This window comes from Acinetobacter sp. Ac_3412 (assembly GCF_013072675.1).
GTDB lineage: Bacteria > Pseudomonadota > Gammaproteobacteria > Pseudomonadales > Moraxellaceae > Acinetobacter > Acinetobacter higginsii.
The window spans coordinates 152,134-165,801 of record NZ_LXUJ01000014.1 but is presented as its reverse complement, the minus strand read 5'-3'; the positions used below and the strand labels follow the sequence as shown (position 1 = coordinate 165,801).

14 protein-coding genes are annotated in these 13,668 nt (G+C 42.5%); 7 read left to right on the top strand and 7 right to left on the bottom strand.

Annotated elements, in window-relative coordinates; genetic code table 11:
• Positions 1 to 18: 18 nt before the first annotated feature.
• From A7P54_RS17925 to coaE, 3 genes are read left to right on the top strand one after another with little or no spacing between them, the layout of a single operon-like run.
• Positions 19 to 1,248: a type II secretion system F family protein gene (locus A7P54_RS17925; protein WP_171550386.1), complete on the top strand. Its 1,230-nt coding sequence runs from the start codon at positions 19 to 21 to the stop codon at positions 1,246 to 1,248.
• 12 nt (positions 1,249 to 1,260) lie between these two features.
• Entirely contained in the window at positions 1,261 to 2,121 is an 861-nt protein-coding gene (locus A7P54_RS17920) for an A24 family peptidase (RefSeq protein ID WP_171550385.1), read from the top strand.
• 1 nt (position 2,122) lies between these two features.
• On the top strand, positions 2,123 to 2,728 hold the full coding sequence (coaE, locus tag A7P54_RS17915; protein ID WP_171550384.1) for a dephospho-CoA kinase: 606 nt from the start codon (positions 2,123 to 2,125) through the stop codon (positions 2,726 to 2,728).
• On the opposite strand, the gene A7P54_RS17910 is transcribed toward coaE, so the two are convergent.
• From A7P54_RS17910 to A7P54_RS17900, 3 genes are all read right to left on the bottom strand, one after another.
• Complete coding sequence (locus A7P54_RS17910) at positions 2,725 to 3,636, bottom strand: DMT family transporter (protein WP_171550383.1); 912 nt, start codon at positions 3,634 to 3,636, stop codon at positions 2,725 to 2,727. The two genes, coaE and A7P54_RS17910, sit on opposite strands and share 4 nt — an antisense overlap.
• Positions 3,637 to 3,666: 30 nt before the next feature.
• Complete coding sequence (rlmB, locus tag A7P54_RS17905; RefSeq protein ID WP_004802304.1) at positions 3,667 to 4,416, bottom strand: 23S rRNA (guanosine(2251)-2'-O)-methyltransferase RlmB; 750 nt, start codon at positions 4,414 to 4,416, stop codon at positions 3,667 to 3,669.
• A 130-nt stretch (positions 4,417 to 4,546) separates the two neighbouring features.
• Positions 4,547 to 4,873 carry a pyrimidine/purine nucleoside phosphorylase gene (locus A7P54_RS17900; protein ID WP_004802302.1) on the bottom strand — a complete coding sequence of 109 codons (327 nt, stop codon included), beginning with the start codon at positions 4,871 to 4,873 and terminating at the stop codon, positions 4,547 to 4,549.
• A 501-nt stretch (positions 4,874 to 5,374) separates the two neighbouring features.
• Between A7P54_RS17900 and recN the strand changes: the two genes are divergently transcribed.
• The 3 genes from recN (at position 5,375) to ruvX (ending at position 8,138) form a co-directional block, all read left to right on the top strand.
• Positions 5,375 to 7,033: a DNA repair protein RecN gene (gene recN, locus A7P54_RS17895; protein WP_171550382.1), complete on the top strand. Its 1,659-nt coding sequence runs from the start codon at positions 5,375 to 5,377 to the stop codon at positions 7,031 to 7,033.
• A gap of 114 nt (positions 7,034 to 7,147) precedes the next feature.
• On the top strand, positions 7,148 to 7,702 hold the full coding sequence (locus A7P54_RS17890; protein ID WP_004802298.1) for a YqgE/AlgH family protein: 555 nt from the start codon (positions 7,148 to 7,150) through the stop codon (positions 7,700 to 7,702).
• Positions 7,695 to 8,138 (top strand): Holliday junction resolvase RuvX, encoded by a 444-nt coding sequence (ruvX, locus tag A7P54_RS17885; RefSeq protein ID WP_171550381.1) that lies wholly within the window; start codon positions 7,695 to 7,697, stop codon positions 8,136 to 8,138. The genes A7P54_RS17890 and ruvX overlap by 8 nt, the downstream gene beginning before the upstream one ends.
• Positions 8,139 to 8,247: 109 nt before the next feature.
• On the opposite strand, the gene A7P54_RS17880 is transcribed toward ruvX, so the two are convergent.
• The 3 genes from A7P54_RS17880 to A7P54_RS17870 form a co-directional block, all read right to left on the bottom strand.
• Positions 8,248 to 9,249, bottom strand: a complete 1,002-nt coding sequence (locus A7P54_RS17880) for an HlyD family secretion protein (RefSeq protein WP_171550380.1) — start codon at positions 9,247 to 9,249, stop codon at positions 8,248 to 8,250.
• A gap of 65 nt (positions 9,250 to 9,314) precedes the next feature.
• Positions 9,315 to 9,521, bottom strand: coding sequence for a DUF1656 domain-containing protein (locus A7P54_RS17875; RefSeq protein WP_004802293.1), 207 nt, complete (start codon positions 9,519 to 9,521; stop codon positions 9,315 to 9,317).
• The gene (locus A7P54_RS17870) at positions 9,514 to 11,607 is read right to left on the bottom strand and encodes an FUSC family protein (RefSeq protein WP_171550472.1); all 2,094 of its coding nucleotides are present in this window, start codon (positions 11,605 to 11,607) and stop codon (positions 9,514 to 9,516) included. Before A7P54_RS17870 ends, A7P54_RS17875 begins: the two co-directional genes overlap by 8 nt.
• A gap of 430 nt (positions 11,608 to 12,037) precedes the next feature.
• On the opposite strand from A7P54_RS17870, the gene A7P54_RS17865 reads away from it, so the two are divergent.
• Positions 12,038 to 12,817, top strand: coding sequence for an IclR family transcriptional regulator C-terminal domain-containing protein (locus A7P54_RS17865; protein WP_033134013.1), 780 nt, complete (start codon positions 12,038 to 12,040; stop codon positions 12,815 to 12,817).
• A gap of 216 nt (positions 12,818 to 13,033) precedes the next feature.
• On the opposite strand, the gene pgsA is transcribed toward A7P54_RS17865, so the two are convergent.
• Positions 13,034 to 13,621: a CDP-diacylglycerol--glycerol-3-phosphate 3-phosphatidyltransferase gene (gene pgsA, locus A7P54_RS17860; RefSeq protein WP_004802289.1), complete on the bottom strand. Its 588-nt coding sequence runs from the start codon at positions 13,619 to 13,621 to the stop codon at positions 13,034 to 13,036.
• Between the last annotated feature and the right edge of the window lie 47 nt (positions 13,622 to 13,668).

Genomic DNA, 13,668 nt, shown 5'->3' with positions numbered 1-13,668 from the left:
TAAAAAGGATTAACAATCATGGCAGCTAAAAAAGCGCAAATGATGCCAACTTTTGCTTATGAAGGGGTCGACCGGAAAGGGGCAAAAATTAAAGGGGAATTACCAGCACGTAATATGGCTTTGGCTAAAGTTACATTACGTAAACAAGGGGTAACGATTAAAAATATTCGAGAAAAGCGTAAAAATATTCTCGAAGGTTTTATGAAGAAAAAAGTTACAACTTTGGATATCACCATCTTTACCCGTCAATTAGCGACTATGATGAAAGCTGGGGTACCGTTAGTTCAAGGCTTTGAAATCGTGGCGGAGGGATTAGAAAATCCATCTATGCGTGAGGTGGTACTTGGAATCAAAGGCGAAGTCGAAGGGGGTAATACCTTTGCAGGCGCACTCAAAAAATACCCTCAATACTTTGATAATCTATTTTGTTCTTTGGTTGAGTCGGGTGAACAGTCGGGGGCGCTTGAAACCATGCTTGATCGCGTTGCGATCTATAAGGAAAAGAGTGAGTTACTGAAACAAAAAATTAAAAAAGCCATGAAATATCCTATCTCGGTCATTGTGGTTGCTGTGATTGTGACGATTATCTTGATGGTCAAAGTGGTACCAGTTTTCCAAGACTTATTTAGCTCTTTTGGTGCCGACCTTCCTGCCTTTACCAAAATGGTCGTGAATATGTCCAAGTGGATGCAAGAATACTGGTTTATTCTGATTATCGTGATTGGTACGATCATTGCTGCATTTATGGAGGCAAAAAAACGGAGTAAAAAATTCCGCGACTTATTGGACAAAATGGCACTCAGAGCACCTATCTTTGGGGATTTGGTCTACAAAGCCATTATTGCCCGTTATAGCCGTACGCTTGCGACGACATTTGCCGCTGGGGTTCCGTTGATTGATGCACTTGAATCTACTGCGGGAGCCACCAATAACGTCGTTTATGAAGAAGCCGTCATGAAAATTCGTGAAGATGTGGCAACAGGCCAACAATTACAATTTGCGATGCGTGTTTCTAACCGTTTTCCGTCGATGGCGATTCAAATGGTCGCAATTGGCGAAGAGTCTGGTGCCCTAGACAGCATGTTGGACAAAGTCGCGACACATTATGAAAATGAAGTCGACAATGCGGTGGATGGCTTAACTTCAATGATGGAGCCTTTAATCATGGCGATTCTTGGTGTACTAGTGGGTGGTCTGGTCATTGCCATGTACTTGCCAATCTTCCAAATGGGCTCAGTTGTCGGATAATTTGGTACTTAAATGCAATCTTTATTTTCTTATTTTCTCGAGAACCTAACTGCACTTTATATTGCAGTTGGGATTTTCAGCTTATGTATTGGCAGTTTTTTAAATGTTGTCATTTTTCGTACTCCCCGCATGATGGAGCAGGAGTGGCAGCAAGAATGTCAAATGCTGTTACACCCAGAACAACCCATCATTGATCAAAGTAAACTGACTTTAAGCCAACCAGCCTCAACCTGTCCGAAATGTGACTCGCCTATTCGTTGGTATCAAAATATCCCAGTGATTAGTTGGTTAGCTCTTCGTGGTAAATGTGGGACGTGCCAGAATCCGATCAGTATCCGTTATCCACTGATTGAATTACTCACGATGATCTGTTCTTTGGTTGTAGTTGCAGTCTTCGGTGCAACCATCCAAATGCTGTTTGGTCTAATATTAACTTGGGTACTGATTGCCTTAACGTTTATTGATTTTGACACCCAACTGCTGCCTGATCGTTTTACCCTACCCTTAGCCGCTTTAGGTTTGGGAATAAATAGCTATGCGATTTACACGACAGCCAGTGCCGCAATTTGGGGTTATTTAATTGGTTTCCTGTGCCTTTGGATTGTTTATTATATTTTTAAACTGATTACAGGCAAGGAAGGTATGGGCTACGGTGACTTCAAACTCCTTGCAGCCTTAGGCGCTTGGATGGGGCCAATGCTGCTGCCTTTAATTGTGCTACTCTCTTCAATGCTTGGCGCAATTATTGGTATTATCTTGATAAAAGTGCGCGGTGAAAATCAGCCTTTTGCATTTGGCCCATATATCGCCATTGCAGGCTGGATTGCCTTTTTATGGGGTGATCAAATTATGAAAGTCTATCTAGGTGGTTAATATGCGTTTTATCTTGGGAATCACAGGCGGTATTGGAAGTGGTAAATCTGCTGCGACCCAATGGTTTGAATCCCAAGGTATTGCCGTGGTCGATGCAGATGTAGTAGCCCGAGAAGTGGTTGAACCCGGCCAACCGACCTTGAAGTCAATTCAAGATGCTTTTGGGGATTGGGTCTTATTGGAAGATGGTAGTCTCGATCGGCGTGCACTCCGTGAACATATCTTCCAATTTCCAGAAGCACGTCAAAACTTAGAAAACATTACCCATCCGGCCATTCGTCAGTCGATTATTCAGCAATTACAACAAGCTGAAAGCCCATATGTGATTTTGGTTTCACCACTCTTATTTGAAACCAATCAACATGAACTGGTCCAACATACTTTACTGGTCGATGCTGATGAGCAAACACAACTACAACGTGCCAGCCAACGTGATGGACAAAGCGAAGAACAAATCCGAAAGATTATTGCAGCGCAAATGTCTCGTACCCAAAAACAACAATTGGCAGATGATATTGTCCTCAATGATGGTCTATTAGAACATTTACACCAACAACTCAAACCACTGCATTTCAGCTACTTACAGCGTGCAGAACACGCTTTTTAGCCTTGCTTCTGTTTAGCGAGTTGAGTCGCTAAAGTGTCTTTACGCAGCCATCGCCATGGCTGTAGTGCACCGACTCCCATCCCGATCAAGCCACACACAATCGCGGCATTCAGCGGCTCATTCAATAAAGGAACTGCCACAGCAGCAGCAATAAATGGTGCCAATGTGACAATGCTGCCGGTCTTAAATGCACCCAAACGCTCAATCGCAGCTACATAAGTCAACGTTGCCACGATCACCACCAAGACACCATGAAACAGCCCTTGAATCAATAAATGTACAGGAGCTGCATCTTGAAAATGCTTAGGAATAAATAAAATATAAATCGGTAAATAAATAATCGCCGACCAAATCACCACGCCAGCGGTTGCATGCCAAGCTGATAATTTCCATTGTTTCAGCAATACTGTAAAAATCCCCCACCACACTGCACTGATAAAAAGTAGTAAATCTCCTACGCCTAATGCCGAAGCTTGATCATGCAGCATGAGATAACTCATCAGCATCAAAGCTGCCATCATAATTATCAAACTGAACCAAGTGTGTTTATCAAAAGGCTGTCTAAATAATACATAAGCAGCCACAGCGGTACACAAGGGAATACAACCATTGAGAAAGATAGCGGCATGCGCTGCTGGCGCATGTAAAAAAGCGTTATAGACGGTGAGACAATAAACCAAGCCACCGATCAGTGCCAAAATGATTGGACGTGAATCCCACAAAAATGCGAAATCTTTTTTATAGATTAAGACTGGGAGCAGAATCAAAGAAGCAATCGCAAAGCGCATTGCCACCAGATCCCAGACACTGACATGCCAATGTGCATTGAGACGGGAAAAAATGGTAAATCCGCCCCAAATACACATAGTAATAAAGACAAAGAAATAGCCTTGCGTACGGATGGTCATCTGAGTTTACATTGCCAACATTTGGCTAAATTATACAGCACTACGCTGACGACACGCCTCATAAAGTGCCATACCTGTTGCCACACTGACATTCAGACTTTGTAGATCACCAGACATTGGAATATAAACGGTATGATCACATTGTGACTGAGTAATTGGACGAAGTCCCGTATCTTCTGCACCCATCACAATCACGACAGGACCTTTGAAATCACATTGTTGTATCGGCAATGCTTTCTCATCCAGCATCGTCCCGATCACACGGGTATGAGTGGTGTCTTTTAAATGCGCTAGGGTCCGAGCGAGGTTAGTGACTTGAATAAATTTCACTTTTTCAGCGCCGCCTGCTGCAACTTTACGTGCTGTCGGGGTTAAACTGGCTGAACGATCACGGGGAACAATCACCGCCTGAACACCCATCGCAGCCGCAGTACGAATACATGCGCCCAGATTATGCGGATCAGTCACTTGGTCAAGCGCCAATAACAATGCATCTGGCGACTGTTGCATGATTTCGTCCAAATCTTTTTCATTTAAGGTTGGATGTGGACGCACAGCGGCCACTACACCTTGATGAAATGGTAGCCCTGCAAGCTTTTCCAAGCTATCACGACTGGCTTTTTGTACACTGATACCAAAAGGCTCTGCCAACTGCAAAATTTTTTGCAAACGCTGATCATCACGACCTTTCAATGTAAATAAAGTCAAAACGCGTTCAGGCTCCAACTCCAACAATGACTCAACTGAATGAACGCCATAATAATATTCGGGTTTTGCCATGAACGACCTCGTTTAGAAGCTCCTCTTTTATCAAGAGGGTATTAGGGAATTTTAAAAAAATAAAAATCCTGCAAAGGAACTTTACAGGATTTTCTTTGAGCGTAGTGTACTCGATTTAAGAAGGAATAGGTTAACCTTCTAAATGGCAGACATAATCGAGTACTTCATCTGCTTCAATGTGAAACATGCTATTTCCAGGTACATAAAAAGACTGACCTGCGCGGAATAATTCACTTTCAGTGCTATCTGCGATTTTGACACGACATTCACCAGAAATAATTTCCATACGCTCTGGCACATGTGTTTCGAACGTTAACGCTTGTTCAGTAGGTAAAATAACACCTAAAGTCTTTTTTGTACCATCTTCAAATTGTACAGTATGGCTAATACACGCCCCACCAAAATACACATTCGATTTCTTAATGACCGTTACATGATCAAATTGCACTGAACTCATGCGTACTCTCCAAATAATGCCGCATTTATATTAGATTATGCTGGACGTAGTTTAATTGTGCCGTGACAACTAATCAATCCATTTTCTAGGCTAAACATAGCAATTTTCATACCTGAGCGAGGATTAACAAAGCAACGCTTTGTCCGAGCGCAAGACAAGTAGCTATGCTACGAGTGACGAGGATTAACAAAGCGAAGCTTTGTCCTGAGGAACGTTCAAGTTCCGCAAGAAGACGAGCAGCTATACTACGAATGAAGAGGATTAATAAAGCTAAGCATTACCCACGCGCAAGACAAACAACTTTTTACTGATCGCAAGAGCTAAGCATAAGGCCTACCGCTTTTTTACCCATGACTCAGAAATACAAAGTGAAACGTTCTCTTAAACTTACAAACAATCAGCAATTCCTCAGTAAATCAGGAAAATCCTGTATTCCGCTCTTGTCGTCACTTTAAAACTTCTCTATCTTTAAGCAAAAGATTCCGTGCATTGGATGCGTTTATGCTCACCCATTTAACTTTAATTAATTTTGCACTCGCCGACCATCTGGCTTTAGACATTGAACAAGGCTTCAATGTGCTGACTGGTGAAACTGGTGCGGGAAAATCATTACTGTTAGATGCACTTTCAGCATGCTTAGGTGAACGCACTGATACCAATTATGTGCGTTATGGTGCAGACAAAGCCGATGTTACCGCTGTGTTCAGTTATCAGCCCCAAAGTGCGGAAGCACATTGGCTCACCGAACATGAATTGGATGATGATTCAGGTGAAATCCATTTAAGACGTGTGATTTTTGCCACAGGTCGCAGCAAAGCGTGGATTAATGGCCGCCCAAGCAGCTTGGCAGAACTCAAAGAAATCGGACGTTTACTAGTTCAACTCTATAGTCAGCACAGCCAGCAACAATTACTCGAACCGCCTTATCCAAAACATTGGCTCGATCGTTATCATAATTTTGCCGAACCTTCGCAAGCAGTCCGTGATGCCTATAGCACATGGCAACGAAATATTCGTCAACATCAAGCCGCTTTAGATGCACAAGCGACCCGCATTCAAAAAATACAAAGCCTCGAGTCTCAAATAGAAGAACTTGAAGAGGTTGTTCAAACCGATTATCGCGAAACAGAACAAGAATTTGATCGTCTCAGCCATCATGAACATATCATGCAGGACTGTAGTTATAGCCTCAATGTCTTGGATGAAGCGGAACAAAATATCACCCAAGAAGTTGCCTCAATCATTCGTCGCTTAGAATCTCATGCAGGTCGTAGCGAACAGTTAGCCAATATTTATAACTCTTTATTAAATGCACAAAGCGAAATAGACGATGCAACCGCAAGTTTGCGTCAGTTTATTGATCGTCAAAGCTTTGACCCTGAACGCATGGAACAGTTGAATGCGACCCTCGAAGTCTTCCATCGTCTAGCACGTAAACATCGCACTCAACCGGAATTACTGAAACAAGAATATGAAACTTGGCAGCAAGAATTAGAGCAACTGCATCAACTTGAAGATCCAGAAACGCTGGCCGAACAAGTTGAAGTTTCATATCAGGCATTTATACAAGCTGCGCAACATCTGGATGAAATTCGCCGTGCGGCCGCAATTCCATTGGCGAAACAACTGACGGAACAAGTAAAACCATTGGCACTCCCTGAAGCACATTTTGAGTTTAAATTTGAGCCACAGGAACCTAATGCAGAAGGTCTGAGCTTTATTCAGCTTCTCTTTACTGCAAATAAAGGGATTCCACCACAACCATTGGCACGCGTTGCATCAGGTGGTGAGTTATCTCGTATTGCGCTGGTAATGCAAGTGATGAATGCAGAAAAAACCGATGCAGAAGTGCTGGTCTTTGATGAAATTGATGTAGGAATAAGTGGTGGCACAGCAGAAGTGGTTGGTCGTTTACTGGCTGATCTGGCACAACATGTCCAATTATTGTGTATCACACATCAGGCACAAGTTGCGGCACAGTCTGATCAACATTTATTGGTGAAGAAGCAACAGACTGATCCAGCCAGCAGTACCATCATCGAGTTGGGAGAGGAACAGCGTATCCTCGAATTGGCCCGCATGTCTGGCGGGGTCGAAATTAGCGAAACCACCTTACAACATGCACGCCAACTGCGTCAGCTTAAGTTCCAAACGGCCTAATTAAAGCGATAAAATTTCAGAAAAAGATTGGCGAAATCCGATTAACTCTTGTATGTTGATAAAAAGAACCTATATAGATAAATCAACACAATACATTGATGGAGAATCGCCTAGGTGACGAAACAATACTTAACTCACCGTTGTCTCATCGCTCCACCAGACATGGCAGATGACTTTTTTGCCAATACAGTCATCTATATTGCTCGCCATGACGAAGACGGCGCTCAAGGCATCATTATCAACCGACCTTCAGACTTACAAATCAAAGAATTACTCAATGATTTAGAGATTGATGCAGATAACGTACATCCTCATGCTGTGTTGCAAGGTGGTCCATTGCGCCCAGAAGCTGGATTTGTGCTGCATACTGGTCAGCCGACATGGCATTCATCCATTGCGATTGGTGAAAATGTCTGTATCACCACCAGTAAAGATATTCTGGATGCGATTGCACATAACGAAGGTGTTGGACGTTATCAAATTGCCTTGGGTTACGCCAGCTGGAGTAAGAATCAGCTCGAAGAAGAAATGATACGGGGAGATTGGCTGATCTGTGAGTCGGATATGGATTTAATTTTTAATTTGCCTTATCACGATCGCTGGGATGCTGCTTACAAGAAAATTGGGGTAGACCGCACGTGGTTTGCTTCTGAGATTGGCCATGCCTGATATGCAAATACCTCAATCCATCATGGCTTTTGACTTTGGTACCCAAAAAATGGGGATGGCGATGGGTCAATCCAGTATTGAAAGTAGCAATCCCCTACCATTATTTCCAATGAAAGATGGTATTCCAGACTGGGATAAATTATTAAAGATTGTCAAAGAATGGCAACCCAATTTATTTATCGTGGGCTTACCACTGAATATGGATGATAGTGAATCTGAACTGTCTGCTCGGGCGCGAAAATTCGCTCGTCGTTTACGCCACCAAACCAATATTGAAACTTGGATGGTAGATGAACGCCTAACCACACGGGAAGCCAGAGAAGAACTCGAATTTTATCAAAGTAAAGGTCAGGCAAAACGTTTATCGGCTGATAGCTTTGCAGCGGCGCTATTGATTCAGAGCTGGTATCGCGACCCAGTTGGAATTACACCTTAAAAATATCCCCATAAAATTCAATCGCCTAGTACTATGAATACCACTAGGCGATTATGCGAAACTCAAAGCACGTTTCACGAATAAAATAAGATTTTTAACCTTAATTGAATTACTTCTCGATAATTCTAACTGTTGCCGTCCGCCCAGAAACAAAGGCCAATGGATTTTTCGGCTGCTCATCCAACACAATTTTCACTGGTACACGTTGTGCTAAACGCACCCAACTAAAGGTTGGATTCACATTGGCCAATAAGTTTGAACTGCCAGAACGCTCACGATCTTCAATCCCGCTAGCAATACCTTGCACATGACCGCGAATTCTTTGCTTATCACCCATCAACTGTACGGTTGCAGCATCACCGACATGAATACGGTTCAGTTTAGTCTCTTCAAAATAACCGACGACATAGAGCTGATGACGGTCTAATAAAGCCGCAACCGCTTGCCCCACCTTCACATAATTTCCCACCCGTAAGTCAAAGTTCGACAAGGTGCCATCCGCAGGTGCAACCACTTCAGAACGATTAAGATTCAACTCAGCCAAATGTAGACTGCTGGTTGCCACTTCGATTAATGCTTGCTGCTGTTGAATGGCAGCATTGGCTTGCTCAATACTGGCACTGAGCTGCTCACGCTCAGCAACAGCTTGATCGCGGGTCGCAAAAACCTGATCTTGCTCTTGTTTAGAAATCGCACCATCCATCAAGCTGGCATAACGTGCTGCATTTTTTTCAGCCAGTTTCATATTGGCTTCAGTTTTCACTAAGCTCGCTTTCGAACCTGCTAAATTTGCATGTGCTTGTGCTAAACCTGCTTTGGCTTTGGCAAGATCTGACTTGGCTTGTTCAACATCCAAAGCCTGACGTGCCACATCAATCTTGAACAGAACCTGCCCTTTTTTTACCGTCTGGTTATCTTGTACCAAGACTTCAGTCACCAAACCATTCACATCAGAAGCAACCTGAATCACATCACCACGGATACGCCCATCACGTGTCCACGGTGCTGCATTGTAGTAATTCCATAAATGCACGATGGTGTAAACGGCAATCACAACTGCAACCAGCAATACAATTGGACGTATAACTTTTCTTACATCAAATGCACTCATGTTTATTACCTCTACCACCTTTCTTTAAATCATTAAATTTTAGAATGAGCATTTTGTTCAAGACCTCAGGCCCACAGCCAAACAAACAGACAATGCACCAGTAGCATCAAACCCAAGTAAAAGCACAAATTGAAAATACTGGGCAATGCAATCCAGCCTTTGATGACCAAACGATCAACCAAGGGGCTGAGTAGCTTAAACAGCACATAAGCAACAATGGCTTGTACCAAAAGGATTGGGATATAAACCCCATACAGATTCATTTCACCCATGAGATACCCCTAAACCATATCTGTCCGAATACATCTGTTCGATTGAGACATGACCAATACTTTCACAAATATTATTCAGTGAAATGAGCAGCCGTTGCCGCAACTGCACATCTTCAATCTGATGAGAGATGTCTTGTAAACGTTCTATTTGTTGCACAATCTGAATCGGAAAATGATGAATTGAAAGTTGCTTTTCTTGGCTTTGAAAATAATCTGCCAACTGCTGTTGTAACTGGTTCAAGCCATTTTGTAGTTCCAACAATTGTGGCAATTTTTGGCTAATTTCCTGTAAACGGACTAAATCAACAATCGAACTACTTTCAACCAATGCATTTTGAATCGCTGTTTTTACCTCAGGGTTCTGCACCATCTTGGTATTTAATACCCCGACACGGTCGAGCATACTGCGTAAATGAATTTTAAAATCACTGCCATAAGACAAATGCAAGGCTTGGCGCATTGCCTGATAATGCAAAGCTAAAATTCGCGTCGCACTGGTATCTGGTGAAACCGCTCGCACCAAATCAATCACAATCAGGGACACCAAAACGCCTAACACCATGGCAAAGGAACTATCCAGATAAGACACGGCATCCATGGTGTATTTGTTGTGTAGGTTCAGCCCCATCATGGTATTGATCCCCAGTACCATTCCTACAGGCATCAGCATTTGATTGGCCATCATGGTGACCGCAACCAGAAATACAGGAAATAGCACCAATGCCAATTGCCAGAAATGAGTGATATGCGGGAAGATCCCAAAAGCATAGATGAAAACTAAACCCGCCGAGACAATGCTGCCCCAAATAAAAATACGTAATACAGGTACAGGATTATCCAAGGCCGTTAAGATACAGGCCGTAATCGCACCCATCTGCGCCATCATAAAGCCTGCTTTCCAGCCCGAAAGAATCCAAGCTGCGGTCACAATAAAAGTAATCAACACCGCACTGATGCCACCACGAATGGCAATGCCATGATCCCGATGCAAACTCGGATACTTGGTGGTGATGGCAGTAATTTCAGTTGGAATCTCTTTATTACCTTGCTGAATCTGCTGCCAAATCAATTTCACCGCCAGCATATTGGCAATAAAGTGGCGAACGTCCATCTTCAAGGCACCCAATACAATTTGCTGTTCAGCTGTGGCTTGCGCAATCAGCTCGGCAAAATCTTCTTCGAATCTAGTGGGTAAACCCTGCAAATCACTGGGTTGAACCATGCGCTCTTGCTTTAAAAAAGCCAATGTATCTTGGCGGATACGATTTAAATGCGGCCTAAGATTGCTCAATTGCATTTGTTCAAGTTGTTTCACCCGTTGCGATAAAGCCACCAGATTGGCCACCACCAATGACACCTGGTGCAGCATTTCCTGCAAGGTTTTGGTCATGCCCTTTAACTCGCCTTTTTCATAAGCCAAATGTACGGCTAAAGCATGAATATCAGCTGTATCACGGGTAATCACCGACAAAATTTGCGTATAGTTTTCTGGTGTTTCTTGAACAGTGATCAGCTTTTCAAAGGTACTTTCCAAATCATTCAGGGTTTTATTAACCCGCTGTTTAATCATTGCACCGACATGCACAGGGAAAAAGGTTGCTGAAACCACGGCGGTTGAAATCACCCCCACAGAAATTTCAAGCACACGAGCCAAGGCAATATCAAAAATATTATAGGTATCAATATAGGTAATCGCGTTATACACAATCATGGCGGTTGAATAACCCGCTAGCATGAATACATAGCTTCGTGGTGTCCGATCAAGTAAAGAGACGTAGAGTGCAAAGCCCACCCACAAGGACAAAATAATGGTAAATAACCAAGGGGTATTAATAAAATGGGGGGTCAAAAACAAGGCAATCATGGCCCCTGCGACCGTTCCAACCAAGCGATAGACACATTTTGAAGACACCATCCCCGAATAGGGACTGGCAATAATCAACACCGTACCAATCGACCACATTGGATTAATCAAATCTAATTCAAACGAAATAAACAGTGCCAACATGCCTGCTACAAATGTTTTGCAGGCAAAGATGAGGTCAAGCCGACTCGGTCTAAAAGCCAACAGCTGTTTAAATAGCATGAGTATGTCTCGGTTCAGCGTCAGTTTAATCACGCATGTCATCACTAAAAAAGTGACAAGCTCTCCAGACTGATTTGAAACAATTCAGATCAGGGCAAGTGCGATGAGTGAAACTGGATATAAGGAGTGATCTGCAAGACTTAGCATTTTTAGGCATTTTCAGCTAAAAATAATTATCCACATAAGACATTGCATAGCTTATTTTTTCAAAATCGAGTAAATTAGTCAACATAAATTATCACCATTTGATAATTTTTCATTTTAATTTAAAATAATCACAATAAAATTTATCATTTTTCTCAGTATTCACCCTAAACGATTGATCTCGGATGATCAGATTTAAAAGTACATACACGACCTTTCGCTTTTCTGTTATAAAGCAATAAAAGTTCGGTTTTCACGTTATTTTGTAAGGAGTAGGCGTCCCATCATGGCAATTTCGAGTTTTGGTAAAATTCTTACTGTGCTGGATTTATTTTCAGTTTCACGTCCGATTATCAATGTCGATATCATTTGTGATGAGCTTGCGCTATCCAAACCTACCGCCTATCGTTATCTCAAAGAACTGGTTTCGACGGACATCTTAAAACGAATTAGTGGCACATCAGGTGACTATACACTCGGCTCTAAAATTGCCGTTTTAGATTATATTTCACATAGCACTGATCCTCTGGTTCAGATCAGTATTCCCTTTATGCGCGATATCGTGGAACGTACCGAACTGTGCTGCTTATTAACCTATTTAAATCATGATTATTGTATCGACCTACATCATGAGACCTTTAAAGATGCCGAATTACTCTCTTTTGGCCGAGGTTGTCCACGCCCTGTTTACGTCGGTGCTTCGCCCAAGATCGTGATTGCACATTTAAGCAAGCAACGTATTCAAGCCTATTATCAGCAGTTTTCAAAAGAATTGGCACAAGTTGGATTTGCTCAGACTCAGGATGAATTCATCCAGCACATGCGGAAAATCAAAAAACAGGGCTTCTACTTATCCCAAGGTGAAATCGATCCTCAACTGTGCAGTTTGTCTGTGCCGATCCGTTTCTCCAACAAAGAAGCGCCGATTGCGCTCACATTAGTGGCTTCAAAGAATCGTTTTGACTTCATCAACATTCAAAAGTTAATTGAAATTTTGCAAAATAATGCGGCTCAAATTGAACATAAATTTGCAACACTGTCTGAGAACCAAGGCAACCCCATTTGAGAATATTAAAAAACATTTACATTTTACACGGTTGTAAATTTCAGCAAATTCTCATATGATGATTATGTTCTTCAGCATACTCTCCCAAAAGAGCATGGCTTTCCTCAGAGAACTAAGCTCATCGTTGTATGGGCTTTTTTCTTGTCTAGCCATTCATCAGGCAATAAAAAAGCCCTCTTTCTAGAAGGCTTTTTAAATATTAGCTTTGTAATACGATTAAGGCTGTTTTAAGTACGGCCATGCTGCTTTCAAATAAATAAACATCGACCATAGGGTGAGAATCACAGCAGCGTACAGTAAGGCATAGGCCCATATTTCCAAAGGCTTCCAGTTCAATAAGAACACACTAATCGCAATCATTTGGAAAGCTGTTTTGTATTTTCCAACAGTCGACACCGCAACACTGGTACGAGCACCTAACTCTGCCATCCACTCACGTAGCGCAGAAACGGTAATCTCTCGCGAAATAATTACAATCGCAGCAAAAGCCATTGAAATATTTGGCTGCCATTGCACCAATACAATCAGTGCTGCTGCAACCATCAACTTATCTGCGACTGGATCAAGGAACCGCCCAAAAGCAGAGCTTTGATTTAAAGTTCGTGCCAAATAGCCATCCAACCAATCTGTCACCGCAGCAAGTACAAATACCGCTGTCAGTATCAGATGACGCATCATTCCCCCATGATGCTCAGCAATTCCAATTGCCGGTGGCCAATAAGCAATCACCAAGAAAACAGGAATTAGGGCAATACGTGCCAAAGTTAAAATATTAGGAATGTTCAGGATTTGCCCTGTACTCATAAACACCGCCATGTTGTTCGCATCAAATATGCATGTCGCACAAAGGA

Bases quoted from the DNA above. Each gene is read 5' to 3' on its own strand.
- rlmB (WP_004802304.1), bottom strand. From the start codon at position 4,416: ATGGCAAAACCCGAATATTATTATGGCGTTCATTCAGTTGAGTCATTG.
- A7P54_RS17870 (WP_171550472.1), bottom strand. From the start codon at position 11,607: ATGCTATTTAAACAGCTGTTGGCTTTTAGACCGAGTCGGCTTGACCTC.
- pgsA (WP_004802289.1), bottom strand. From the start codon at position 13,621: ATGAGTACAGGGCAAATCCTGAACATTCCTAATATTTTAACTTTGGCA.
- ruvX (WP_171550381.1), top strand. From the start codon at position 7,695: ATGCCTGATATGCAAATACCTCAATCCATCATGGCTTTTGACTTTGGT.
- A7P54_RS17925 (WP_171550386.1), top strand. From the start codon at position 19: ATGGCAGCTAAAAAAGCGCAAATGATGCCAACTTTTGCTTATGAAGGG.
- A7P54_RS17880 (WP_171550380.1), bottom strand. From the start codon at position 9,249: ATGAGTGCATTTGATGTAAGAAAAGTTATACGTCCAATTGTATTGCTG.
- recN (WP_171550382.1), top strand. From the start codon at position 5,375: ATGCTCACCCATTTAACTTTAATTAATTTTGCACTCGCCGACCATCTG.
- A7P54_RS17875 (WP_004802293.1), bottom strand. From the start codon at position 9,521: ATGGGTGAAATGAATCTGTATGGGGTTTATATCCCAATCCTTTTGGTA.
- A7P54_RS17865 (WP_033134013.1), top strand. From the start codon at position 12,038: ATGGCAATTTCGAGTTTTGGTAAAATTCTTACTGTGCTGGATTTATTT.
- A7P54_RS17900 (WP_004802302.1), bottom strand. From the start codon at position 4,873: ATGAGTTCAGTGCAATTTGATCATGTAACGGTCATTAAGAAATCGAAT.
- A7P54_RS17920 (WP_171550385.1), top strand. From the start codon at position 1,261: ATGCAATCTTTATTTTCTTATTTTCTCGAGAACCTAACTGCACTTTAT.
- A7P54_RS17910 (WP_171550383.1), bottom strand. From the start codon at position 3,636: ATGACCATCCGTACGCAAGGCTATTTCTTTGTCTTTATTACTATGTGT.
- coaE (WP_171550384.1), top strand. From the start codon at position 2,123: ATGCGTTTTATCTTGGGAATCACAGGCGGTATTGGAAGTGGTAAATCT.